22 protein-coding genes are annotated in these 22,437 nt (G+C 64.4%); 13 read left to right on the top strand and 9 right to left on the bottom strand.

Annotated features, from left to right (window positions below; all coding sequences use genetic code 11):
* The first annotated feature begins 95 nt into the window (after window positions 1–95).
* The 4 genes from LB526_RS28365 to LB526_RS28350 are packed head-to-tail and all read left to right on the top strand — an operon-like array spanning window position 96 to window position 4,552.
* Window positions 96–1,112 (top strand): ABC transporter substrate-binding protein, encoded by a 1,017-nt coding sequence (locus LB526_RS28365; RefSeq protein ID WP_224630515.1) that lies wholly within the window; start codon window positions 96–98, stop codon window positions 1,110–1,112.
* A gap of 46 nt (window positions 1,113–1,158) precedes the next feature.
* A complete protein-coding gene (locus tag LB526_RS28360) occupies window positions 1,159–2,622 on the top strand; it encodes a sugar ABC transporter ATP-binding protein (protein ID WP_224547163.1) in 1,464 nt (487 codons plus the stop codon).
* Between the two features lies 1 nt (window position 2,623).
* Complete coding sequence (locus LB526_RS28355) at window positions 2,624–3,601, top strand: ABC transporter permease (RefSeq protein ID WP_224630514.1); 978 nt, start codon at window positions 2,624–2,626, stop codon at window positions 3,599–3,601.
* A 3-nt stretch (window positions 3,602–3,604) separates the two neighbouring features.
* The gene (locus LB526_RS28350) at window positions 3,605–4,552 is read left to right on the top strand and encodes an ABC transporter permease (protein ID WP_224630513.1); all 948 of its coding nucleotides are present in this window, start codon (window positions 3,605–3,607) and stop codon (window positions 4,550–4,552) included.
* Between the two features lie 2 nt (window positions 4,553–4,554).
* Here LB526_RS28350 and ppa read toward each other — a convergent pair whose 3' ends face one another.
* From ppa to LB526_RS28325, 5 genes are all read right to left on the bottom strand, one after another.
* Complete coding sequence (gene ppa, locus LB526_RS28345; RefSeq protein ID WP_095769600.1) at window positions 4,555–5,088, bottom strand: inorganic diphosphatase; 534 nt, start codon at window positions 5,086–5,088, stop codon at window positions 4,555–4,557.
* 122 nt (window positions 5,089–5,210) lie between these two features.
* The gene (locus LB526_RS28340) at window positions 5,211–5,720 is read right to left on the bottom strand and encodes a GNAT family N-acetyltransferase (protein WP_040991512.1); all 510 of its coding nucleotides are present in this window, start codon (window positions 5,718–5,720) and stop codon (window positions 5,211–5,213) included.
* A gap of 425 nt (window positions 5,721–6,145) precedes the next feature.
* Window positions 6,146–6,784 carry a TPM domain-containing protein gene (locus LB526_RS28335; RefSeq protein ID WP_224630512.1) on the bottom strand — a complete coding sequence of 213 codons (639 nt, stop codon included), beginning with the start codon at window positions 6,782–6,784 and terminating at the stop codon, window positions 6,146–6,148.
* Between the two features lie 6 nt (window positions 6,785–6,790).
* A complete protein-coding gene (locus LB526_RS28330) occupies window positions 6,791–7,651 on the bottom strand; it encodes a TPM domain-containing protein (protein ID WP_263483499.1) in 861 nt (286 codons plus the stop codon).
* 162 nt (window positions 7,652–7,813) lie between these two features.
* Complete coding sequence (locus LB526_RS28325) at window positions 7,814–8,458, bottom strand: LemA family protein (protein ID WP_224630511.1); 645 nt, start codon at window positions 8,456–8,458, stop codon at window positions 7,814–7,816.
* 242 nt (window positions 8,459–8,700) lie between these two features.
* Here LB526_RS28325 and LB526_RS28320 point away from each other — a divergent pair, with 242 nt between their 5' ends.
* The 6 genes from LB526_RS28320 (at window position 8,701) to LB526_RS28295 (ending at window position 14,307) form a co-directional block, all read left to right on the top strand.
* Complete coding sequence (locus tag LB526_RS28320) at window positions 8,701–8,952, top strand: hypothetical protein (RefSeq protein WP_224531933.1); 252 nt, start codon at window positions 8,701–8,703, stop codon at window positions 8,950–8,952.
* 12 nt (window positions 8,953–8,964) lie between these two features.
* Entirely contained in the window at window positions 8,965–9,849 is an 885-nt protein-coding gene (gene pdxY, locus LB526_RS28315) for a pyridoxal kinase PdxY (RefSeq protein ID WP_224601967.1), read from the top strand.
* Window positions 9,846–10,598, top strand: coding sequence for a DUF429 domain-containing protein (locus tag LB526_RS28310; protein WP_224630510.1), 753 nt, complete (start codon window positions 9,846–9,848; stop codon window positions 10,596–10,598). The genes pdxY and LB526_RS28310 overlap by 4 nt, the downstream gene beginning before the upstream one ends.
* A gap of 164 nt (window positions 10,599–10,762) precedes the next feature.
* Window positions 10,763–11,404: a carbonic anhydrase gene (locus LB526_RS28305; protein ID WP_224547199.1), complete on the top strand. Its 642-nt coding sequence runs from the start codon at window positions 10,763–10,765 to the stop codon at window positions 11,402–11,404.
* 55 nt (window positions 11,405–11,459) lie between these two features.
* Window positions 11,460–11,831, top strand: coding sequence for a nuclear transport factor 2 family protein (locus LB526_RS28300; protein ID WP_224630509.1), 372 nt, complete (start codon window positions 11,460–11,462; stop codon window positions 11,829–11,831).
* Between the two features lie 421 nt (window positions 11,832–12,252).
* A complete protein-coding gene (locus LB526_RS28295) occupies window positions 12,253–14,307 on the top strand; it encodes a M3 family metallopeptidase (protein WP_224630508.1) in 2,055 nt (684 codons plus the stop codon).
* 108 nt (window positions 14,308–14,415) lie between these two features.
* On the opposite strand, the gene LB526_RS28290 is transcribed toward LB526_RS28295, so the two are convergent.
* The 4 genes from LB526_RS28290 to LB526_RS28275 form a co-directional block, all read right to left on the bottom strand.
* Complete coding sequence (locus tag LB526_RS28290) at window positions 14,416–15,936, bottom strand: M81 family metallopeptidase (protein WP_224630507.1); 1,521 nt, start codon at window positions 15,934–15,936, stop codon at window positions 14,416–14,418.
* Between the two features lie 81 nt (window positions 15,937–16,017).
* On the bottom strand, window positions 16,018–16,842 hold the full coding sequence (locus LB526_RS28285) for a carbohydrate ABC transporter permease (RefSeq protein ID WP_224630506.1): 825 nt from the start codon (window positions 16,840–16,842) through the stop codon (window positions 16,018–16,020).
* Window positions 16,839–17,708: a carbohydrate ABC transporter permease gene (locus LB526_RS28280; protein ID WP_095770041.1), complete on the bottom strand. Its 870-nt coding sequence runs from the start codon at window positions 17,706–17,708 to the stop codon at window positions 16,839–16,841. Before LB526_RS28280 ends, LB526_RS28285 begins: the two co-directional genes overlap by 4 nt.
* 423 nt (window positions 17,709–18,131) lie before the next feature.
* A complete protein-coding gene (locus tag LB526_RS28275) occupies window positions 18,132–19,364 on the bottom strand; it encodes an ABC transporter substrate-binding protein (RefSeq protein WP_224630505.1) in 1,233 nt (410 codons plus the stop codon).
* 171 nt (window positions 19,365–19,535) lie between these two features.
* Here LB526_RS28275 and LB526_RS28270 point away from each other — a divergent pair, with 171 nt between their 5' ends.
* Genes LB526_RS28270 through LB526_RS28260 form a run of 3 tightly spaced genes read left to right on the top strand, consistent with a single transcriptional unit; the run spans window position 19,536 to window position 22,267 of the window.
* Window positions 19,536–20,306, top strand: a complete 771-nt coding sequence (locus tag LB526_RS28270) for an SDR family NAD(P)-dependent oxidoreductase (protein ID WP_224630504.1) — start codon at window positions 19,536–19,538, stop codon at window positions 20,304–20,306.
* 2 nt (window positions 20,307–20,308) lie between these two features.
* Window positions 20,309–21,376 (top strand): ABC transporter ATP-binding protein, encoded by a 1,068-nt coding sequence (locus LB526_RS28265; protein ID WP_224630503.1) that lies wholly within the window; start codon window positions 20,309–20,311, stop codon window positions 21,374–21,376.
* Between the two features lie 9 nt (window positions 21,377–21,385).
* The gene (locus LB526_RS28260) at window positions 21,386–22,267 is read left to right on the top strand and encodes a MurR/RpiR family transcriptional regulator (RefSeq protein ID WP_224630502.1); all 882 of its coding nucleotides are present in this window, start codon (window positions 21,386–21,388) and stop codon (window positions 22,265–22,267) included.
* Window positions 22,268–22,437: the final 170 nt, after the last annotated feature.

The raw sequence follows: 22,437 nt of genomic DNA, 5'->3' as shown, positions 1-22,437 counted from the left end.
GGAGTTGACAGCTTGCGGTTCCTCTGCATTTGTCTGACAATAGATAAAAAACAGAGAATTCGCGTTTAGTAGCAGCAACCTCGGGAGGAACCGACATGAAAAAACTGCTCGTATTGAGTGCATTCGCGGCGATGCTCGCCTCGGGCACCGCGCTTGCCGACACCAGCGGCAAGAAGATCGCCTTCTCCAATAATTATGCCGGCAATTCGTGGCGCCAGGCGATGCTCGACAGCTATGCGATCGTCACCAAGAAAGCGGTCGACGACAAGATCGTCGCCGCGGCCGATGTCTTCACCACCGCCGACAAGGAAGTGCCGACTCAGGCCGCCCAGGTGCAGAACCTGATCCTGCAGGGCTATGACGCCATCGTCATCAACGCTGCCTCGCCCGATGCGCTGAACGGCGCCATCAAGCAGGCCTGCGATGCCGGTATCGTCGTCGTCTCCTTCGACGGCATCGTGACCGAGCCTTGCGCCTACCGCGTCGTCGTCGACTTCAAGGACATGGGCAAGCAGGAAGTCGAGCAGATGGCCAAATTCCAGCCCAAGGGCGGCAATCTGCTGGAAATCCGCGGTCTCGCCGGCACCTCAATCGACGATGCCATCCATGCCGGCATCCTCGAAGGCGTCGCCGCCCATCCCGAGTTCAAGATCGTCGGTTCGGTAACGGGCGACTGGGACCAGACGACGGCGCAGAAGGCGGTGGCGACCATCCTGCCGTCGTTGCCGGATGTCGTCGGCATCGTCGACCAGGGCGGCGACGGCTATGGCGCCGCGCAGGCCTTCGCCGCGGCCGGCAAGCCGCGCCCGACCATCATCATGGGCAACCGGCAGGACGAGCTGAAGTGGTGGAAGGAGCAGAAGGAGAAGGACGGCTACAAGACCTGGTCGGCCTCGATCGCGCCCGGCGTGTCGACGCTGGCCTTCTGGGTGGCGCAGCAGGTCCTCGATGGCCGCAAGGACATCCCGCATGACCTCCTGGTGCCCTATCTCGCCTTCACCCAGGACGATTTCGAGGCCGCGCTGCCGAAGATCAAGGAAGGCGGCGTCGCCACGCACGAATACACGCAGGAAGAAGCTATCGCGGCGATCAAGGCCAACATCAAGCAATAGCGGTGGGCACATTGCGGTCCGCATCGCCAACCGGATAACGTTGAGGATGCTTCAGGCTATTGCGGATATCGTCAGGCTCAACGGCGCCGAAAAGCATTTCGGCGCCGTTCGGGCGCTTAACGGCGTCGACTTCCATGTCGGCGCGGGCGAATGCGTCGGGCTGGTCGGGCATAACGGCGCCGGCAAGTCGACGCTCATGCACATGGTGGCCGGCACGCTGCGGCCGGATGGCGGGCAGATCGCCGTGCGCGGCAATCAGGAAGCGAGCTATTCGGTGGCGCGCGCGCTCGAGCTTGGCATACGCTGCGTCTTCCAGGAGCTGTCGCTCTGCCCCAATCTCAGCGTCGCCGAGAATACCCGTATCAATCACCCCGCGCTCACCGGTTTCGGCTGGCGGCGCCGGGCCGCCGACCTCATCCGCGCCAAGCTGGACGAGATCTTCCCGGACCACGGCATTTCGGCGGACGACATCGCCGGCGACCTTTCGATCGGGCGGCGCCAGATGGTCGAGGTGGCGCGCGCCTTCACGCTGACCCGCGAGCCGCTGCATCTGGTCATCCTCGACGAGCCGACCTCGTCGCTCGACGCGCATACGGCGGGCCAATTGCTTTCATTCGTGCGCCGCTTCGTGGCGGCCGGAGGCAGCTGCATCCTGATCTCGCATGTGCTGGGCGAGGTGCTGCAGAACGCCGACCGCATCGTGGTGATGCGCGACGGCAAGGTGGTCGCGGCCGACGCCGCGAGCGCGTTCGACCGCGACAGGCTGGTCGCGGCCATGGGCGGTGCCGAGGGACATCACAAAGCCGCCGCCGAGGCCCGAAAGACCGAGCCAGGAGCGCTCAGGGTGCGGGCACGTCCGGCCAGACAGCAGGACGGCAAGGAGCTTGTCGCGCGCGCAGGCGAGATCATCGGTCTTGCGGGACTTGCCGGCCACGGCCAGACGGATCTTCTGCTGGCGATCTTCTCGGCCGCCTCGCGCGCCAGGACCGGCATCGAGGTCACCGCACCGGTGGCGCTGGTCGCCGGCGACCGCCAGTCGGACGGCATCTTTTCGCAATGGTCGATCGCGCAGAATATCGGCATCCGCTCGCTGGCGCGGCTGCGCAACGGGCTGCTGATCTCGCCGCAGCGCGAGGCCGAGCTTGCCGAATTCTGGAAAAAGAAGATCGGCATCCGCACGCCGGACATGAACAACAACATCTATTCGCTGTCGGGCGGCAACCAGCAGAAGGCGCTGTTTGCCCGCGCGCTCGGCTCCGACGCAGAGATCGTGCTGATGGACGACCCGATGCGCGGCGTCGATATCGGCACCAAGCTTGAAGTCTACGACCTGGTGCGCGAGGAGGCCGCCAAGGGCCGCACCTTCCTCTGGTACACGACCGAGACCGAGGAGCTCGACAATTGCGACCACGTCTATGTCTTCAAGAACGGCCGCATCGTCGCCAATCTTGGGCGCGACGAGCTGACGGAGGAAAAGATCATCCAGTCCTCATTCGGCGATGCGGCCTGAGATGACGGCGATCGCTCCCGGCACCGTTCCGAAAGCCTCGCCGCGCGGCAGCGCCGCCCGGGCGCGCATGCTGCGCGGCCTTTTGCCGGCTTTGTCGCTGGCGCTGGTGCTGATTGCGATTGCCTGGCTCAACCCGCGCGCCATCAGCTATTTCGGCTTCAACCTGATGCTCAACCTGGCGATCCCGATCGCGCTGGCGACGATCGCACAGATGTTCGTCATCGCCGGCAACGAGCTCGATCTGTCGATAGGGACGTTCGTCGGCTTCGTCGGCTGCGTCACCGCGACATGGCTGCGGGACGCGCCGCTCCTCGGCATTCTCGTGCTCATGGGCTCGATTGGCGTCTATGCCCTGCTCGGCGCGCTGATCCACCTGCGCAATTTGCCTTCGATCGTGGTGACGCTCGGCATGAGCTTCGTCTGGCAGGGGCTTGCGATCCTCATCCTGCCCAAGCCCGGCGGCAAGGCGCCCGACTGGCTGCTGTCGATCCTGTCGTTCAAGCCGCCCTACATCCCGTTCCCGATCCTTGCCGCGCTGCTGATCGCCGCGGTCGTACATTTCGGCCTGATGCGTACGTCCTATGGCGTCATCCTGCGCGGCTCGGGCGGCAACGCCGCGGCACTGCGGCGCGCCGGCTGGTCGCTGCTCAAGACCAAGATCGTGCTGTTCGCGCTGACCGGGCTGTTCGGCGTGCTCTCCGGTATGGCGCTGATCGGCATCACCACCTCGGCTGACGCCAATATCGGCAATGGCTATACGCTGCTCTCGATCGCCGGCGTCATTCTCGGCGGCGGCGAGTTCGTCGGCGGCCGGGTGTCGCCGATCGGCGCGGTCATCGGCGCGCTGACGCTGGCTTTGGCCGCCTCGCCGCTTTTGACCTTCATGCACATCCCGCCCGACTGGCAGGTGGCCGCCAACGGAGCGATCCTGATCATCGTGCTGGCGGCGCGGGTGCTGATCAGCCGCAGGGAGAGGTAGGCGATGACCTCAGTGCGGACGCTGCTTGAGAAACCCTGGATCTGGTCCTTCGTCGGTGCGGTCGTCGTCTGGCTGGCAACGATTGCCTTCACCGGCGGCTACGGCGCCGGCGGCATGGTCACGGCGGCGCTGTCGCTCGCCGTCTTCACCGTCATCGTCGGCGTCGGCCAGATGTTCGTCATCACGCTGGGACCCGGCAATGTCGACCTGTCGCTGCCGGCCAATATCGGGCTGGCCAGCGCGGTCGCCATGAAGGTGATGGGCGGCAGCGATGCCATGATCGTGGTCGGGCTGCTTGCGGCACTCGCCTGCGGCGCCGCGATCGGCGCGATCAACTATCTCTTAATCTGGGCGCTGCGCATCCCGCCGATCATCGCCACGCTATCGGCGAGCTTCGTCATCCAGTCGGTCGACATCAGCTATGGCCGCGGCCTGCAGATCAAGCCGCCGCCGGGCTTTGCCGACTTCACCAACTGGCAGGTGCTGGGCATTCCGGTGCTGGCGATGCTGACGGTGGTCTTCACCATCGGCGCCGCGCTTGCGCTGCAGCGCATGATCTACGGCCGCTCGGTGCTGGCGATCGGCCAGAACATCCGCGCCGCATGGCTCGCCGGCGTCCATGTCGGCCGCATCCGCTTCCTCACCTACACGCTGTGCGGCGCGCTGGGCGGCATCGACGGGGCGCTGCTTGCCGGCTATTTCCGCGGCGCCAATGTCGATATCGGCAACGAATACCTGCTCGCCTCGATCGCGGTCGTGGTCATCGGCGGCACCTCGGTCGCGGGCGGCAAGGCCAATGTGCCGGGCGTCTGGGGCGCCGGCCTGTTCCTGGTGCTCCTGCTCACCATGCTCAACACGTTCGGCGTCAGCGCCGGCGTGCGGCTGGTGCTGACCGGGCTGATCATCGTCGGGGTGATCACGGCGGCCGGCGGCGAGAAGGCCGTTCGGTAGCCTTATTTGGCTGTCTTGGCGCGCGCGATCGCGTCGACGATCATCTTCTTGGCATATTTGGAATCGTGCCAGCCCTCGATCTTGACCCATTTGCCGGGCTCGAGATCCTTGTAGTGCTCGAAGAAGTGCTGCACCTGCTGGCGCGTGATCTCGGGCAGATGCGTGTATTCGGTGACGTTCTCGTAGCGCAGCGTCAGCTTGGGCGAGGGAACGGCGATCACCTTCTCGTCCTGGCCGGCATTGTCTTCCATGATCAAGACGCCGATCGGCCGCACATTGATGACGCAGCCCGGCACCAGCGCCCGGGTGTTGCAGACCAGAACGTCGATCGGGTCGCCGTCGCCCGACAGCGTGTGCGGCACGAAGCCGTAATTGCCGGGATAGCGCATCGAGGTGTGCAGGAAGCGGTCGACGAACAGGGTGCCGGCCTCCTTGTCCATTTCGTATTTGATCGGCTCGCCGCCGATCGGCACCTCGATGATGACGTTGACGTCCTCAGGCGGGTTCTTTCCTGTGGGCACGGCTTCGATACGCATGGCTAAATCCCTCTCTCGATTGCAAGACCGATAGCGGGCGAAACGTGATGGTGCAATGCGGCGAATGGCACTGAACGCCAATGGAAGCGCACAGTTTGTGATGGCGTGTAACCTAGGCGCCGTCAGTCATTCCAGACGAAAGCCACTTTCTTGAGCGCCTTCTGCTCGAAGACCTCGACCCCTTCGGCGATATCGCGGCCGCCATTGCCGGCGTAGAAGGCCAAGGCGTTGTGATTGTCCTCCAGCGCCCAGACCACCAGGCCGCGCAGGCCGTGGTCGGCGAGCCGGGCCTTGGCCGCCTTGAACAGCCGGCTGCCGAGCCCGATGCCCTGATATTCCGGACGAAGATAGAGCTCGTAGATCTCGCCCTGCTGGCGGAGCTCGCGGGCGCGGTTCTTGCCGATCGTGGCATAGCCGGCGACCGTTCCGCCGATCTCGACGACCAGCACGGTGGCGGCGCGGCGAATCGCGTTGGCCCACCAGTCGACGCCGCGACGGTTGATCATCGAAGTCAGCGTGCGGTGCGGGATGATACCGGAATAGGCGCCGCGCCAGGCTTGCTGGTGCACCTCGGCGATGGCGCTCGCGTCGCGCGGCTCTGCCTTCCGGATGTCGATCGTCAGCGTGTTCATGATTGGTTAACCATAAACCCGCATCGGGCGATTGCAAAGAGTCCGCCAACACGCCTCCGCGCTTTCGCACAGGCGAAAGGTGCATTCGCCGACGAGGCGTTCATTTCCGTAAAATCAGCGCAAACGCCGGAGATTGGCTGAAGCCGCCCAACCTAGTCATTCTATGGCGGAGCAAGGAGCGAAGCGACGCGGCGCAGACCCTAGAATCCATGCCGTGACCTTAAGGCGTTGCCACGGCGCAGAATTCTGCTCCGTTGCACGCTGTGGCGAAGGTAACGGCATGGATTCTAGGGTCTTCGCGACGGAGCTCCGCTCCTGCTCCGCCCTAGAATGACGATCGCGATGGGCGTTTCGGCCAATCTCCAAGGCGTGTCGCCTGCCGACGCAACAGAGCCGACCGGTCAAGATCCCAATACGGGAACTAGTCAGATTTCGACGAGATGATCATCGAGCTCGTTGGTGTCGCCTTCGGTGACCGGGAAATGCTCGGCGAGCACCGCGCCGACCGTACCGATAGCCTTGACGAAGCCGTCGGCCAGCCGGTCGTCATAGGCATGTCTGGTCAGATCGCCCACCACGCCGTCCCAGACATGCTGGCCGACCTTGGCGTCGATACCGGAATCGGCGACGACCTCGGCATAGCGCTCGGCAACGGAGACGAAGATGAGCACGCCGGTGCGCGCGCTCGTGCGGTGGACGTTGCGGGCCAGGAACTGCTTCATCGCATTGGCGTGCGCCGCCTGATAGCGCAGCCTTCTCGGCACGAAATGAATGCGCAAAGTGGGCAGGAACCAGAGCAAAACGAGCGCCGAGGTCAGCGCCAGCGCTTGCGCCAGCACGAAATGCGGCAGCCGTATGGACAGCCACCATGCCTCCAACCCATAGGCGACGGCGAGGCTGGCGACGAACACGCCGATCGTCGTCGTGAACGCGGCCGGAAAGAAGTAGCCGTCGCTGGCCCGAGCGACGACGCAGTAGATCTCGCCGTCGGTCTTCAACTCGGCGGCGCGGATCGCCTCGGCGATGCGGTCATGGTCCTCGGCGCTGATCGGTCGCGTTGCCATGGTGCCTCACCAGCTTCCCGAAGAGCCGCCGCCGCCGGACGAGCCGCCGCCGCCGGAAAACCCGCCGCCGCCGCCTCCCGAGGACCAGCCCCCGCCGCCGGACGACCAACCGCCACCACCCGACGACCAGCCGCCCGAGGAAGAGCGCCGGTTCTGATCGAAAGTCATGCCCAGCCAGCGATAGCGGCCCGGTCCGATCTTCTGGCCGAAGATCGGCGGCAGCACCGTCATCGCGATGCCGCCAAAGAAGATCAGCGCCCAGATGGTGATGAAGATGGCGAAGAACAGGTCGTCTGAATTGAACGGCGCCTGCTCGTTGCGCTTGCCGCGCGCTTCCAGCTCCTCCGGATTGCCCTCCAGGACCATGATCATGTCGTCGACGGCCTTGGTGATGCCGCCGGAGAAATCGCCGGCGCGGAAGGCCGGCACCATGTCGTTCTCGATGATCAGCTTGGTGTGCAGGTCGGTCAGCGTGCCTTCCAGCCCGTAGCCGACCTCGATGCGCATCTTGCGGTCGTTGGGCGCCACCAGCAGCAGCACGCCGTTGTTTTCCTTGGCCTGGCCGAGTTTCCAGAAACGGAACAGCCGGTTGGCGTAAGGCTCGATCTCCTCGCCGCCGAGGCTGGGTATGGTGGCGACGACGATCTGGTCGGAGCCTTTTGTCTCGAAGTCGGCGAGCTTCTGCGTCAGCGCCGCGCGCGTGCCGGCATCGATGATGCCGGCATTGTCGACGACGCGGCCGGTGAGAGCGGGAAGGTCGGCGGCGAAGGCGGCGAGGGGGAGGAGGAGACAAAAAAGCAAGCCAAGAAAGGCGATGCCGGCGTTCTGTCGCGCCCCCCTCTGTCCTGCCGGACATCTCCCCCTCAAGGGGGGAGATTGGCAGTTTCGACAACCTCGCCCTTTCTTCGACGCTGAAGATTGGCGAAGGCCGGCGTGATGTCCAATCTCCCCCCAAGAGGGGGAGATGTCCGGCAGGACAGAGGGGGGCGCGAAGGAACGCAAAGCTGACAGGCTCGATTAAATCGCCGCTCACCCGCCCTGCTTCGTGCTCGTGCCGAAATCGACCTTCGGCACCTGCATCTTGTCTTCCTCGACGGTGAAGTTGGCGAACGGCTCGTTGCCGCGGAACCAGAAGGTCGCCCAAAGCACGGACGGGAAGGTCTTCAGCGTCAGATTATAGTCCCTGACCGCCTGGATGTAATCGCGCCGCGCCACGGCGATGCGGTTCTCGGTGCCTTCGAGCTGCGCCTGCAGCGCGAGAAAATTCTGGTTCGCCTTGAGGTCGGGATAGGCTTCCGACACCGCGATCAGCCGCGACAGTGCGCTGGTCAGCCCGGCCTGGGCATCCTGGAACTTCTTCAGCGCCTCGGGATCCTTCAGCGTGTCGGGCGTCACCGTGATCTGCGTTGCCTTGGCGCGCGCCTGGACGACCGCGTCGAGCGTATCCTTTTCATGCGAGGCATAGCCCTTCACCGTCTCGACCAGATTCGGGATCAGGTCGGAACGACGCTGATACTGGTTGAGCACCTCGCTCCAGGCCGCATGGGCGTTCTCTTCCGCCGTCGGGATGGTGTTGTAGCCGCAGCCGGCAAGCAGCGGCAGCACGAAAGCCATCATCAGGAAGGCGGCAAGGCTGCGGAAGGGGGAAGGTGGTGAGAGGCGCTCGGCAATCATGATTGGTCCCTCGACAGAAGTTGCGCGCGAAGCATTACCACAATCCACGCGTAAGAAAATGTCCGGCCGATGACGCCTGCTCCGGCTCGGGCGCGAGCCCCTGTGAATAGTCGAGCGAACAGGATTTCATCGTCTTGTTTGACGCCATTCCGGCCGGAAGGCTGCGGCGAAGGCGCCGATCCTAAACGCTTCGCACTTTTCCTGGAATTGCTCTAAGGTCCGGGCAGGAAAGGGCAATTGCCATGGCCGAGCGCCGGGACGACGAGACCGAATCGCGCCGCATCCTCGAACGCGTGGCGCGCGAGACGGCGCCGGGCGGCGCGTCGTTCATCGTCCGCACGGCGAAGGACGCGCGCGACCGCGTGACCGCCGCCGACACCGACCGCACCGATCCCATCGAATATTGGGGTACCCGCATTGGCCGAACGCTCGGCTTCCTCATTGCCATTGGGCTATTGGCCTGGCTGGTGTATGCCGCAACGCGTGGCGGCTAGGAACAGATTTCCATGAGTGCAGAAAAAATCGACGCGCCGCGCGCGGTCATCGTCATCTCCAGCCATGTCGCCCGCGGCTCGGTCGGCAACCGCGCCGCCGTCTTCGCGCTGGAGACGCTGGGCTTCCCGGTCTGGGCGGTGCCGACCGTCATCCTGCCCTGGCATCCGGGCCACAGCCGGGCCACGCGCATCGTGCCGCCGCTCGATCAGTTCAAGGCGCTGATGGCCGATCTCGAGCGCGCGCCCTGGTTGGGCGAGGTTAGGGCCGTGCTGTCGGGCTATCTCGGCGAGGCCGGCCAGGCTGACGCGGTCGCCTCGCTGGTCGCCGCCGTCAAGGAAAAGACGCCGAACGCGCTTTACATCTGCGACCCGGTGATGGGCGATTCGGGCGGGCTCTACGTGCCCGAGCCGACGGCGGCCGCCATGCGCGACAAATTGATGCCGATCGCGGATATCGCCACGCCCAACCGCTATGAGCTGGAATGGATGGCGGGCGCGCCGCTGCCCGACATCAAGGCGGTGACGGCGGCGGCACTTCACGCCGGCCCTTCGACCATGCTGGTGACCTCGGCGCCCGCGATGATGGCGGGCGGCACCGGCAATTTCCTGCTCGACGGCAGCCAGGCGCTGCTTGCCGAGCACCGCGTGATCGAGAAGCCGCCAAACGGGCTGGGCGACCTGACGGCCGCCGTCTATCTGGCGCGCGTTCTCTCTGGCCAGCCGCCGGTCAAGGCGCTGCAATCGACCACCGCCGCCGTCTACGAGATCCTCGCTCGCACCGCGAAACGCGGCGGCGACGAGCTGCAGCTCGAAACCGACGCGCAGAGCCTGTCGCACCCCATGGCCATGGTGCAGCTACGCCATCTCCTGCATCCCGGGCGGGACAAGCGGGCGTGAAGCTCGCAGGCATCGACGGCTGCAAGGCCGGCTGGATCGCCGTCCACCGCGAAGCGGACGCCGCGCCGTCGGTCTCGGTCTTCCCGAGCTTCCAGGCGCTGCTCGACGCGCTGCCGGATGCAACGATCGCCGTCGACATGCCGATCGGCCTGCCGGATTTTTCGCGCAAGGGAGGTCGCGGGCCGGAAGCGCTGGTGCGGCCGCTGCTCGGGGCGCGGCAATCCAGCGTGTTCGCCATCCCCTCGCGGGCGGCGCTCTATGCCGATACCAGCGGCTTCACCACGATCGAGGCCTGGTATGCGGCGCATCGGCTGGCAAGCGCGGCGGCATTGGAGACCTCCGACCCGCCGCGCGGCGTTTCCATCCAGGCTTTCGGTATCTTTTCGAAGATCCGCGAGATCGATCAGCTGTTGATCTCGCGGCCCGATTTGCGTGGCCGCATCTTCGAATCGCATCCGGAAGTGGCGTTCTGCCGGCTGAACAGCGGCACGGCGATGGCCTTGCCGAAGAAGATCAAGGGAGCGGTCAACCCGGCCGGCATGGAGGAGCGCAAGGCGCTGCTTTGCCGGCATGGCTACAGGAAAGCCTTTCTCGACCAGGCGCCGCCACGCGGCGCGGCGAGCGACGACTTCCTCGACGCGGCGGCGATGATGCTGATTGCCGGGCGTATCGCCGGCGGCGAGGCAAAACCTTCTCCAGATCCGCCATTGACCGATCGTTTCGGGATTCCCGTTGCCATCTGGGTGTGACGAAGCCATGAATGCCGCATCGCGATTGCGACGGGCTCATCCGCAATTCGGCATTGCTCGCGACCGACTTTTGCCGCTAGAGGCTTTCCCAGACTTCAGGCAGACATCGCTCGAACACCGACATTCGTGCCGCATCCAACCCGGAAAAGGCCCAGACGCCGCCCATGCCTCACCTCCCTGAGCACCTCCTCGCCGGCTATCGCAACTTCATGGCCGGCCGCTATCCCTCGGAAAGCGACCGCTATCGCTCTCTGGCGCGCGAAGGCCAGGCGCCCGAGACGATGATCGTCGCGTGCTGCGATTCGCGCTCGGCGCCGGAAGCGATCTTCGATGCCGGCCCCGGCGAGCTCTTCGTGCTGCGCAATGTCGCCAATCTGGTGCCGCCCTATGAGCCGGACGGCGAATATCACTCGACATCGGCCGCGTTGGAATTCGCCGTGCAGAGCCTGAAGGTGAAGAACATCGTGGTGATGGGCCATGGCCGCTGCGGCGGCATCCGTGCCGCGCTCGACACGAACTTTGCGCCGCTGTCGCCCGGCGATTTCATCGGCAAATGGATGAGCCTGATCGCGCCTGCCGCCGAGACTGTCTCGTCCAGCACCTTCATGACGGCGACCGAGCGGCAAACGGCGCTGGAGCGTATTTCCATCCGCTACTCCATCGCCAATCTCAGGACTTTTCCCTGCGTCTCGATCCTTGAGGGCAAGGGCAAGCTCACGCTCTACGGCGCATGGTTCGACATCTCGACCGGGGAGCTGTGGGTGATGAACAAGGAAACCGGCGATTTCCAGCGGCCCGAGTTGTAAGGGAGGCGTGATGCACCGGACCTGGCGGAGGTTCCTTCTCGCGGCGGCGCTGCTCATGTCCTCGCTCATCCGTGCCGCCGCCGATGACGGCGCCATCATCGACCGCTGGTATTCGGCACTGCTGATCGCCGACCGCACAGAATTGTCCGACCTGCTTTCCGACGACGTGCGCATGAAGCTGGACGACATGGGCGTCGTGCAGACCAAGCAGGATTTCATCGCCTCGATTGACGAATGGCAGAGCGCGGTGGCGGGCGCCGCGATCCGTCATCGCGTCGAAAAGAGCGAGAATGGCGAGACCACGGTGCTCGCCTGCTACGACTTCCCCAGCAACGACACGCTGATGCGCGAGACTTTTACCATCGCTGGCGGGCGGATCGTCGTCAGCACGCAGACGGCGGTGGCGCAGGATTGCAGCGCCTATTAGTGTTTGCGTTGGTAGGCGGCATTCTTGAAGATTGGCTGACGCGCTTGTCAGGTCGTCATTCTAGGGCTGAGCAAGGAGCGAAGCGACGCGCGCAGACCCTAGAATCCATTCCGTGACTTCCGAGCGTTGCCACGGTGCAGAATTCTGCTCCGCTGCATTCCTCGGCCAAGGTCACGGAATGGATCCTCGGGTCTGCGCTCCGCTTCGCGTCGCTCCGCCCGTGGATGACGAGGTTGAGAGGCTTCAGCCAATCTCCAGCGTTTGCGATGGACCAGCGCATTTCACCGTTTCAGGGAAAACGGCGAACCGCCTTTCCCTTGAATGCTCTATGGCGAATCGTGGAGCGACCCTTGTTGCACGCTGCGCGGCATCGCTCTACATCCGGGGCAGCCCGCCTCCAAATCAGCTCACCGGAATGCACATGTCATCTTCAAAAACCGTCGATCTCGCCGCCCATCCGCTGACCGTCTGGCAAGGGCCGCTAGGCCTGCCGGATTTCTCGCGAATCGGCGACAATGATTTCGGGCCGGTCTTCGACGCGGCGCTGGCGGCGCATCAGGCCGAGATCGACGCGATCGCCGGTAACAGCGAGATGCCGACCGTCGAGAACACGCTTGCCGCGCTCGAGCTTGCCGGCGAGGCGCTCGACCGTGTCTCGTCGATCTTCTGGTGCCGCGCCGGCGCTCATACCAACGACACGATCCAGGCGATGGAGCGCGAGGTTTCGCCAAAGATGTCGCGGCATTTCTCGGCGATCTCGATGAACGAAAAACTGTTTGCCCGCATCGACGATCTCTACCAGCGGCGCGACAGCCTCAAGCTTGATGCCGAAACGCTGCGTGTCCTGGAAAAGACCTGGAAGGGCTTTGTCCGTTCGGGCGCCAAGCTCGATGCCGACGGCAAGAAGCGGCTCGCGGCCATCAACGAGGAACTCTCCTCGCTCGGCACCAAATTCGGCCAGAACGTGCTCGCCGACGAGCGCGACTGGGCGCTGTTCCTCGACGAGGCCGACCTTGCCGGCCTGCCGGACTTCTTGAAGAGCGCGATGGCGGAAGCGGCCGAGATGCGCGGCCAGAAGGGCCGCTACGCGGTGACGCTGTCGCGCTCGATCTACGAGCCGTTCTCGACCTTCTCGGAGCGCCGCGACCTGCGCGAGATCGCGTTCAAAGCCTTCATCATGCGCGGCCAGAATGGCGGCGCCTCCGACAACACCGATGTCGTGCGCGACATGCTGAAGCTGCGCGCCGAGAAGGCGAAGCTGCTGGGCTACGGTTCTTTCGCGGCGCTGAAGCTCGACGATACGATGGCGAAGACGCCGAAAGCCGTCCACGAGCTGCTCGATCCCGTGTGGGAGAAAGCCCTGGAAAAAGCGGCCGCCGACCAGAAGGAGCTGGAGCGGCTGGCGGCGGAAGCCGGCAGCAACGAGAAATTCGCGGCCTGGGACTGGCGCTTCTACCAGGAGAAGCTGCGTGCCGAGAAATTCGCCTTCGACGAAGCGGAGCTGAAGCCTTACCTGCAGCTCGAACGTGTCATCGAAGCCTGCTTCGATGTCGCGACACGCCTGTTCGGCATTACCTTCGAAGAGAAGAAGGGCATAACAGCCTGGCATCCCGATGCGCGTGTTTTCGTGGTGAAGAATGCCGACGGCAGCGAACGCGGCCTGTTCCTCGCCGATTATTTCGCGCGGCCCTCAAAACGCTCCGGCGCCTGGATGAGCGCGCTGCGGTCGGGCTATAAGCTTGGCCCGGGCGCCAAGCCGGTGATCTACAACATCATGAACTTCGCCAAGCCGCCGGCCGGCGAGGCGGCGCTTCTGTCGGTCGATGAGGCCAAGACGCTGTTTCACGAGTTCGGCCATGCGCTGCACGGCATGCTGACCGACGTGACCTGGCCGTCGGTCTCCGGCACTTCGGTCAGCCGCGACTTCGTCGAACTGCCCTCGCAGCTCTATGAGCACTGGCTGACCGTGCCGGCGGTGCTGGAAAAGCATGCGCTGCACGTCAAGACCGGCAAGCCGATGCCGAAGGCGTTGCTCGACAAGATGCTCGCCGCCCGCACCTTCGGCGCCGGTTTCGCCACGGTCGAGTTCACCGCTTCGGCGCTGATCGACATGGCCTATCATGCGCGACCTGACGCGCCCGCCGAGCCGCTTCGATACGAGGCTGAAACGCTGGAAAAGCTGCACATGCCCGACACGATCGCGATGCGTCACCGCACTCCGCATTTCGGCCATGTCTTCGCCGGCGACGGTTATTCAGCCGGCTATTATTCTTACATGTGGTCGGAAGTGCTCGACGCCGACGCCTTCTCGGCTTTCGAGGAGACGGGCGATGCCTTCAATCCGGAACTCGCCGAGCGGCTTCGGAAGAACATCTATGCCGCCGGCGGCTCAAAGGACCCGGAAGAGCTTTATACGGCGTTCCGTGGCAAGATGCCTTCGCCTGAGGCGATGATGGTGAAGCGGGGATTGGTGTAGCGCATCTTCCCTTCTCCCCTTGTGGGAGAAGGTGGATCGGCGCGCAGCGCCGAGACGGATGAGGGGTGCTCCAGGGAACGCCAGCGCCTCACTCCGCTGGAACACCCCTCATCCGGCCGCTTCGCGGCCACCTTCTCCCACAAGGGGAGAAGGGGAAGCGCGCCACGGATCAGCCACTCTCGGCCAGATCGGCCGCGTCAGTTTCTTGTAATCCGTCACCGCCGGATTGCTCGGATAAGAACTCGGCGCAGCCACATAGATGATCTCGGCAGCGATCGGCGCGAAGCCGGCGTAGAAATGGTTCGTCGACTTGATCAGGAGGACATCCTTCGACAGCGGATCGATGCCGATGTTGGAAAAGATATCCGGCTCGAAAGTCTGGGTGCGGTTGGTGTTCAAGATGACGTCGACCTCGGTACCTTCGATGCGAACCACCGCCGACGGCCCCAGCGTCACCCGGCTTGGTCCGAAACTCTGCCAACCTTCGTTGGTTGTCTTCAGCACCCTGACGCGGGCATCGATCGGCTCGCCGGCCTGAGGGCCGGCCTTGCCGCCGAAGCGCAGGTCGATGACCGCGCCCTCGCCGGCCGCGTGGCAGAAGGTGACCGCGACCGGATCCCAGATCGTTGCCACGCCGACCTTGCCCACGCCGCGCGAAAGCAGCTCGCGCAGCACAATGGTGCCGTCGCCCGGCACGCCGCCGCCCGGATTATCCCAGATGTCGGCGATCACGACGGGTTTGTCCTTGCGCTCGGCGCGCACGGCTAGCGCCTGCTGGATGCCTGCGGATGCAGACAGCATTGTCATGGCCGTCTTCTCACGCAAGGCGTAGAGCTCGCGCCCGAGCGTTTCGGCGAGCTTGTCGCCCTTTTCCTTGTCATTGTCGGTCACGACCAGGATGCGCGTGCCCATTTCGGGCACGTCGGCCGCCATGAAGCCGTGGATGACCGAGACCGACAGCACGCCGTCCTTGCCATGCAGCGCCTTGATCTTGTCAACGAATGAGCGCATCGGCTCGCGGCTGGTCGGCAGCACCTGGATCATGCGGCAGTCGAAGGTCGAGATCACCGGCTTGATCTCGCCGCGCGCCGCGGCAAGGCCGAGCTCGACCACGTGCTCGCCGCGCTCGTAGAAATCGGTGTGCGGGAATTCGAGGAAGTAGGCCATGATGTCGCAAGCTGCGACGCGTTTCGGCGTCAAATGACTGTGCGGATCGAACTCCGAGGCAATCACCACTTTCGGGCCGACGATGGCGCGCACGCGCTCCAACAGATCGCCTTCGCAATCGTCATAGCCTTGCGCCACCATGGCGCCATGCAATCCCAGGATCACCGCATCGACCGGCAAGGCGGCCTTGAGCTGATCGAGGATCTCGTCGCGCAGCGCTTCATGGGTCTGCCGCTGCACCAGACCGCCGGGCTCCGCCCAGGTGGCGGTGCCTTCGATGACGGTCAGCCCTTCCTTCGCCGCGCGCTTGCGCAGCGCCACGATCGGCGAGGAGCAGAGCGTCGGCGTCTCCGGATGTTTTCCGGGGCCGGCATAGAAGGCCATCTCGAAGGAAGCCCGGTCGGTCGGCACCGGCGAGAAGGTGTTGGTTTCCGTCGCCAGCGAGGCGGTGAAGATGCGCATGAATGCTCCGTGAGGACCTTTTGTTTTTCGCAATTCTGGACGGAAAACCGCTGCGCACTTTTCCTGGAATTGCGGGGATAGCTATTTGACCGCGCCGAGCGCCAATCCGCGGACGAGGTAGCGCTGCAGCCAGATGAAGAGGATCGCCACCGGCAGTGTCGCCAGCAGGGTGGCGGCCATGACATGGTGCCATTCGATCGTATAGCGGCCGGCGACCAGCGAGAAAACCTGGATCGGCAGCGTGTAGCTTTCCTGGCTGCGCAGCATGGTGAGCGCCACGACGAACTCGTTCCAGGCGTTGATGAAGGTGAAGATCGCCGTCACCGCGATCGCCGGCAGGCAGAGCGGCAGGAACACTTTGCGCAAGGTCAGCCAGCGACCGGCGCCCTCCATCCAGGCGGCCTCCTCGAGGTCGCGCGGGATGGTATCGAAATAGCTCTGCAGCATCCAGACCGTGAAGGCGACGTTGAAGGCCATGTAGATGAAGCCGAGCGCGGTGGTGCTCTCGACCAAGCCCCAGGCCGCCATCAGCCGGAACAGGCCAAGCACCAGCACGATCGGCGATATCATCTGCGAGATCAAAAGGAACTGGCGAAAGGCGCCATAGCCGGCAAAGCGGAAGCGCGACATGGCGTAGGCCGCCGGCACCGAGATCAGGATCGCGCCGATGGTCGCCAGCGCCGAGACATAGAGCGAGTTGACGAGCGCCTGGCCAAAACCGGTCGCCACCCACATGTCGGCGAAATTCGACCAGCGGAATTCGCTTGGCCACCAGGTGGGCGTCAGTACTTCGGTGCGCGGCTTGACGGCGGTGAGGAACATCACCGCGAAGGGAAAGATCGTCACCGCGATCAATGGAGCCAGCAGCAGCCAGGCGATGATGGTGCGTTTCATCTTAGGGGTCATGCGCGCTGCTCCCGCATGGCAAGGCGCACATAGATCATGGTGAAGACGAGCAGGATCGCGAACATCACCAGCGAGACGGCGGAAGCCTCGCCCAGCTTGCCGATCCGGAAGGCGAGCTTGTAGAGATGCGTGACCAATATGTCGGTCGAGTTCGCTGGCCCCCCTTGAGTCATCACCCAGATGATCGGGAAGGAGTTGAAGACATAGATGGTGTTGAGCACGATCGCGATGTTGATGAAGGGTTTCAGCAGCGGAAAGGTGATCTCGCGGAACTGCTGCAAGGGCGTCGCGCCCTCGAGTGCCGCCGCCTCGTAGAGATCGTCGGGGATCGATGACAGGCCGCCGAGGAAGATCGTTGTGGTGAACGGCACCGTCACCAATATGCCGATCAGCACCTGCATCGGGAAGGCGGTCTCGGCGCTCGCCAGCCACTGGATGTTCTGGCTGATCAGGCCGAGCTTCATCAGCGCCGAATTCAGCATGCCGCTTTCGCCGTTGAGCGCCCAGCGCCAGACCACCGCGGTCATGGTCAGCGACACCGCCCAGGGCAGCATGATGATGACGCGGGCGAGGCCGCGGCCGTAGAAGTCGGTGTTGAGGATGATCGCCACCGGGATCGACAAAAGCAGCGCGCCGCCGACGACCAGCACCGTCCACAGCGCGGTGCGCCAGAGCGCGGCGACAAAATCGGGATCGGCGGCGAGCGCCGCGAAATTGGCGAGACCGCTGAACTCGCGCAACTGACCGAAGCGGTTGACGTCATGGGTCGAGATCTGGATCAGGTCCCAGACCGGCCAGAAGATCACCACCGCCGCCAGGAACAGGCTGGGCAGCGTCAGCAGATAGGGCAGGAAACGATTCTGCATCGGCTGGTTTGTATCGCGTTGCGCGGCTTCGAGGGGGTGCCAATTCTCATCTGTCTTGCCAGGCGCTCAGTTTCGAATTCCTTCCAGGCGCCGCCCCTCACCTGTCTGCCTGTCCTCCGCGGCAGTTGCGGAAGAGCCCCTTCCTCTCCCCCGTCGATCGGGGGAGAGGTGTCGAGCGCAGCTCGACGGAGTGGGGGTCGACCCTTGGCGCAAGGCAGGCGATGCTTGCGCCGAGTGCCCTTCGTATGTCCGTTCGCGGCGGTTGCCAGGTGGTTCCCCCACTCCGTCTCGGCTTCGCCGAGCCACCTCTCCCCCCTCCGGAGGGAGAGGAAGGAGGCTGGCTGGGGCGGCGCCGACGTAGGTTCCCAAAGGTGTGGCGCGCTCCGACGGGTGGAGCGCGCCACGGGCGCAGGGAGATACGCCCTATTTCTTCGTCAGGACGGCGTTGGCCTTGTCGGCGGCCTCCTTCAAGGCCGCTTCCGGCGTGGCGCTGCCGAGATAGATCTTCTGCATGGCGTCCGACGTGATCTGGGCGATCTCTTCCCAGCCCGGGATGACCGGCGCGAAGCGGGCGTCGGGCAGAAGCGCGGTGAAGGCGGCGAGGTCGGCGTTGTTGACGTAATATTCCATCTTCGCCTCTTCCTTGTTCACCGGCAGGAAGCCCTCGCCTTGCGTGAACTTGGCGCGCTGCTCCTTGGTGAACAGGAAGTCGAGCAGCTTCCAGGCCTCGTCCTTGTTCTTGGAGTTCTTGAACATGATGATGGAGTCTGTGACGCCATAGGTGCCGCGCGCACCGGTCGGGCCGGCGGGGATGGCGGCGACGCCGTATTTCAGCTTCGGCGCCTCTTCCTTGATCTGGTTGGACAGGAACGGCGCGGTGATCATCATGCCGACCTTGCCCTGCTTGAACAGGTTCTGCACGTCCTCGCGGTTGTTGGAGGTCACACCCGGTTCGGTCAGGCCCTCGTCGATCATCGACTTGTAAAGCTTGGCGGCCTCGAGCGCGCCGGGCGTGCTCAAGCCGGAGGTGCCGTCCTTGTTGAGGATTTCGGTGCCGAAGGACCACATCGCGTAGTAGTAATAGACGTCGGTCTCGATCTCCTTGCCTTGCAGGCCGTAGCCGAAGGCGCCCTGAGCCTTGATCTTGCGCGCGTCCTCCTGCAGTTCGGCCCAGGTGGCCGGCGGCTTGGCGATGCCTGCCTTCTCGAACAGTTCCTTGTTGTAATACATGGCGCGGGCCGAAGCCGCGATCGGCAGGCCGTAGGTGTGGCCGTCCATGATCGAGGGCTGCAGGAAGGTGTCGATGAAGCGGTCCTTGAACTCCGGCTTGATGTAGCTGTCGAGCGGCTCGGCGACACCCTGCTGCACGAAATCGATCAGCCAGCGCGTGCCGATGATCGAAAGATCGGCATTGGTGCCGGCGGTGATGTCGGTGGTGAGTTTCTGCAAAAGCACGTCCCACGGCACCACTTCATACTTGATGGTGATGCCGGGATTGGCCGCCTCGAACTCCTTCTTCACCGCTTCGAAATAGGGACCGGTCTTGGCGCTGTATTCGGCGACGGTGACGCGCACCTCGCCGGCACCGGCAGGTGCCGCAAAAGCCAGCATGCTCATTCCGGCCAACAGGCCGACAGTCCACTTCGCAAGGCTCATCTGATCTCTCCCATTGATGCGCATTCGCGCCTGGCCTAGAGGCACAGGATTTATGTTACTTTCCTACATTATCGAGGGTTATGCCCAATGCAAGCAGTTTATCATGTTGCTAAATTACATTTTGTTGGATAGCGTTCCGTCGCTGTCTGGCACGGCGGAGGAGCGCGCATCGTGGTATCAAAGGCCGATTTCGAGGGCAGAACCGTTGTCGTCACCGGCGCCGGCGGCGGCCTCGGTTCGGCGATCGTCGAGCTCATAGCCGAGCGCGGCGCGCGCGTCGTCGGCTGCGACCAATCGGTGGAAGCTCTGGCCAGCCCGCATATCGCGTCGCGCCATGTCTTCAACCTGCTCGACCGGGCCTCGATCGAAGCGGCGATACCCGCGCTGCTCGACAAGGACGGCGTTCCCGATATCCTGATCAACAATGCCGGCTGGACGCGCGCCGAAACGTTGAAGGCGCTGACGGCGGACAAGATCGAAGAGGAGCTCGACCTCAATTTGACCGGCGTGATGACCTTCGCCGATCCGCTGATCAAGGCGATGTCCAAGCGCGGCTCGGGCAGCGTCGTCTTCATCTCCTCGGTCAACGCCATCGCGCATTTCGGCAATCCGGCCTATGCCGCCGCCAAGGCCGGCATCAACGCCTATGCCAAGTCGATCGCCGTCGAGCTTGGCCGCAGCGGCGTGCGCGCCAATGTCGTGTGCCCAGGCTCGATCCGCACCGCCGCCTGGGACCATCGCCTCGCCAAGGATCCCAAGATTCTTGGCAGATTGAAGCGGCTCTATCCGCTCGGCCGCATCGTCAACGCGTCGGAAGTGGCGGAGGCCGTCGCCTTCCTTGCCTCCGAGCGCGCTTCCGGCATAACAGGTGCCGTGGTCCCCGTGGACGCGGGACTGACAGCCGGCTACCTGCCTTTCATCGACGACATTTTGGGAGCGTGACAATGACCGACGTCCAGTTCCGCAACCTGTCGAAATCCTATGGCCAGCACAAAATACTCGAGGACATCAATCTCGACATCCGGACCGGCGAGTTCGTCGTGCTGGTCGGCCCGTCCGGCTGCGGCAAGTCCACTTTGCTGCGCATGCTGGCAGGTCTGGAGACGATCACCTCAGGCGATCTCCTCATCGGCGGCACGCGTGCCAACGAGCTGCCGCCGCAGAAACGCAACATCGCCATGGTGTTCCAGTCCTACGCGCTGTTCCCGCATTTGAAGGCTTCGGAGAATATCGGCTTCGGCCCGAAAATCCGCGGCGAGACGCGCGCCGCGATCGAGGACAAGGTCAAGAAGGCGTCGGGCGTGCTCAACCTCTTCTCCTATCTCGACCGCTATCCACGGCAATTGTCGGGCGGCCAGCGCCAGCGCGTCGCCATGGGCCGCGCCATCGTGCGCGAGCCTTCGGTCTTCCTATTCGACGAGCCGCTTTCAAATCTCGACGCGCAGCTGCGCGTGCAGATGCGCACCGAGATCAAGGCGCTGCACCAGCGGCTGAAATCGACCATCGTCTACGTCACCCACGACCAGATCGAGGCCATGACCATGGCCGACCGCATCGTGGTGATGGATCGCGGCCGCATCCAGCAGGTCGGGCAGCCGCTGGAGCTCTACGACCGGCCGGCCAACAAATTCGTCGCCGCCTTCATCGGCTCGCCTTCGATGAGCTTCGTCTCCGGCGCGCTGAAGACCGCCGGAGCCAAGTCCTGGTTTGAAACGACAGGCGGCGGCCGTCTGGCGCTCCCGGACAAGGCTACGTCCGGCAGCGACGCGGTCGAGGCCGGCATCCGGCCCGAGCATTTCGTGGTCGGCGCCGCGGACGATGCCCTCGCCATCAAGGTCGATGTCGTCGAGCCGACCGGCTCGGAAACGCATGTCTATGGCTTCGTCGGCGACGACACGGTGCGCGCGGTGTTCCGCGACCGGCTGCAGGTGAAGCCCGGCGACCGGCTGCCGGTGAGCGTCGATCCGCGCAACATCCACCTCTTCGACAAGGCGACGGGCCTGCCGCTCTGAGATGATGACATGAAGACCCCGGCCGACATCATCACCCGCCTGCAATTGATATCGCAGGACGGCACCAAGTCGGACCGCCGGTTGGCGGGCTTGGTGCTTTCCGATCTTGATTTCGCCTCGAAGGCCGCGATCTCGGAGATCGCCGCGCGCGTCGGCGTCAGCGAGCCGACCGTCACCCGCTTCTGCCGCAATCTAGGCTGCGAGGGTCTTCGCGATTTCAAGTTCTACCTGGCGCAGGCGATCGCCATCGGCGGCCAGTATCTGTCGCCGGAGCCGCTCAGCCGCGACGCGCGCGAGCAGCGCATCGCCTCGGCGATCACCGAGGCGGCGATCGCTGCCATCCAGCGCGCCAGCGAAAACCTCGACATGACGACGCTGATGGATGTCGCCGCCCGCATCGCGGCTTCCGGCAATGTGCTGTGCATCGGCTCAGGCGGCATCTCCTCGATGATGGCGACCGAGATGCAGAACCGGCTGTTCCGGCTAGGCCTCTCGGCGCTCGCCCAGACCGACGGCCAGCTGCAGCGCATGTATGCCGCCGTCGCGACGCCCGAGACGACGCTGCTTGCCTTCTCCGTCTCGGGCTATGCGCGCTCGGTGATCGAGGCGGTCGAGGTTGCGCAGCAATATGGCGCGGCGACCGTCGCCATCACCGCGCCGGATTCGGCCCTGGCCAAGGTCGCCGACACGGTGATCCTTTTGCAGTCGGTCGAGGACGGCAACATCTATAAGCCGACCTCGTCGCGCTACGCGCTTTTGGCCATCCTAGACATGATCGCCACCACGGTGGCGGAATCGCGCGGGCCGAAAGTGCTGGAGAATCTGCGCCGCATCAAGCAGAGCGTGAACACGCTGAAGGTCGACGATCCGAAGCTGCCGCTTGGGGATTGAGCGGTTGCAGCGGCTTGCGCCGTCAGCGCTGGCGATCCCTCGCGCCCCCCTCTGCCCTGCCGGGCATCTTCCCGATTGGCAGCTTCCGCGCCCCTCATGTAGCGCTGGTCGACCCCCACTCCGTCTCGGCTTCGCCGAGCCACCTCTCCCCCGATCGACGGGGTAGAGGA

It is taken from the genome of Mesorhizobium sp. CA6 (genome assembly GCF_020165035.1).
In the GTDB taxonomy this organism is placed as follows: Bacteria; Pseudomonadota; Alphaproteobacteria; order Rhizobiales; family Rhizobiaceae; genus Mesorhizobium.
Note: the sequence above shows the minus strand (reverse complement) of the source record. Positions and strands in the feature narration are given on the sequence as shown.

Bases quoted from the DNA above. Each gene is read 5' to 3' on its own strand.
- LB526_RS28285 (WP_224630506.1), bottom strand. From the start codon at position 16,842: ATGACCCCTAAGATGAAACGCACCATCATCGCCTGGCTGCTGCTGGCT.
- LB526_RS28360 (WP_224547163.1), top strand. From the start codon at position 1,159: ATGCTTCAGGCTATTGCGGATATCGTCAGGCTCAACGGCGCCGAAAAG.
- LB526_RS28280 (WP_095770041.1), bottom strand. From the start codon at position 17,708: ATGCAGAATCGTTTCCTGCCCTATCTGCTGACGCTGCCCAGCCTGTTC.
- LB526_RS28365 (WP_224630515.1), top strand. From the start codon at position 96: ATGAAAAAACTGCTCGTATTGAGTGCATTCGCGGCGATGCTCGCCTCG.
- LB526_RS28290 (WP_224630507.1), bottom strand. From the start codon at position 15,936: ATGCGCATCTTCACCGCCTCGCTGGCGACGGAAACCAACACCTTCTCG.
- LB526_RS28305 (WP_224547199.1), top strand. From the start codon at position 10,763: ATGCCTCACCTCCCTGAGCACCTCCTCGCCGGCTATCGCAACTTCATG.
- LB526_RS28355 (WP_224630514.1), top strand. From the start codon at position 2,624: ATGACGGCGATCGCTCCCGGCACCGTTCCGAAAGCCTCGCCGCGCGGC.
- LB526_RS28335 (WP_224630512.1), bottom strand. From the start codon at position 6,784: ATGGCAACGCGACCGATCAGCGCCGAGGACCATGACCGCATCGCCGAG.
- LB526_RS28320 (WP_224531933.1), top strand. From the start codon at position 8,701: ATGGCCGAGCGCCGGGACGACGAGACCGAATCGCGCCGCATCCTCGAA.
- LB526_RS28300 (WP_224630509.1), top strand. From the start codon at position 11,460: ATGTCCTCGCTCATCCGTGCCGCCGCCGATGACGGCGCCATCATCGAC.
- LB526_RS28350 (WP_224630513.1), top strand. From the start codon at position 3,605: ATGACCTCAGTGCGGACGCTGCTTGAGAAACCCTGGATCTGGTCCTTC.
- LB526_RS28260 (WP_224630502.1), top strand. From the start codon at position 21,386: ATGAAGACCCCGGCCGACATCATCACCCGCCTGCAATTGATATCGCAG.
- LB526_RS28295 (WP_224630508.1), top strand. From the start codon at position 12,253: ATGTCATCTTCAAAAACCGTCGATCTCGCCGCCCATCCGCTGACCGTC.
- LB526_RS28275 (WP_224630505.1), bottom strand. From the start codon at position 19,364: ATGAGCCTTGCGAAGTGGACTGTCGGCCTGTTGGCCGGAATGAGCATG.
- ppa (WP_095769600.1), bottom strand. From the start codon at position 5,088: ATGCGTATCGAAGCCGTGCCCACAGGAAAGAACCCGCCTGAGGACGTC.
- LB526_RS28325 (WP_224630511.1), bottom strand. From the start codon at position 8,458: ATGATTGCCGAGCGCCTCTCACCACCTTCCCCCTTCCGCAGCCTTGCC.
- pdxY (WP_224601967.1), top strand. From the start codon at position 8,965: ATGAGTGCAGAAAAAATCGACGCGCCGCGCGCGGTCATCGTCATCTCC.
- LB526_RS28340 (WP_040991512.1), bottom strand. From the start codon at position 5,720: ATGAACACGCTGACGATCGACATCCGGAAGGCAGAGCCGCGCGACGCG.
- LB526_RS28265 (WP_224630503.1), top strand. From the start codon at position 20,309: ATGACCGACGTCCAGTTCCGCAACCTGTCGAAATCCTATGGCCAGCAC.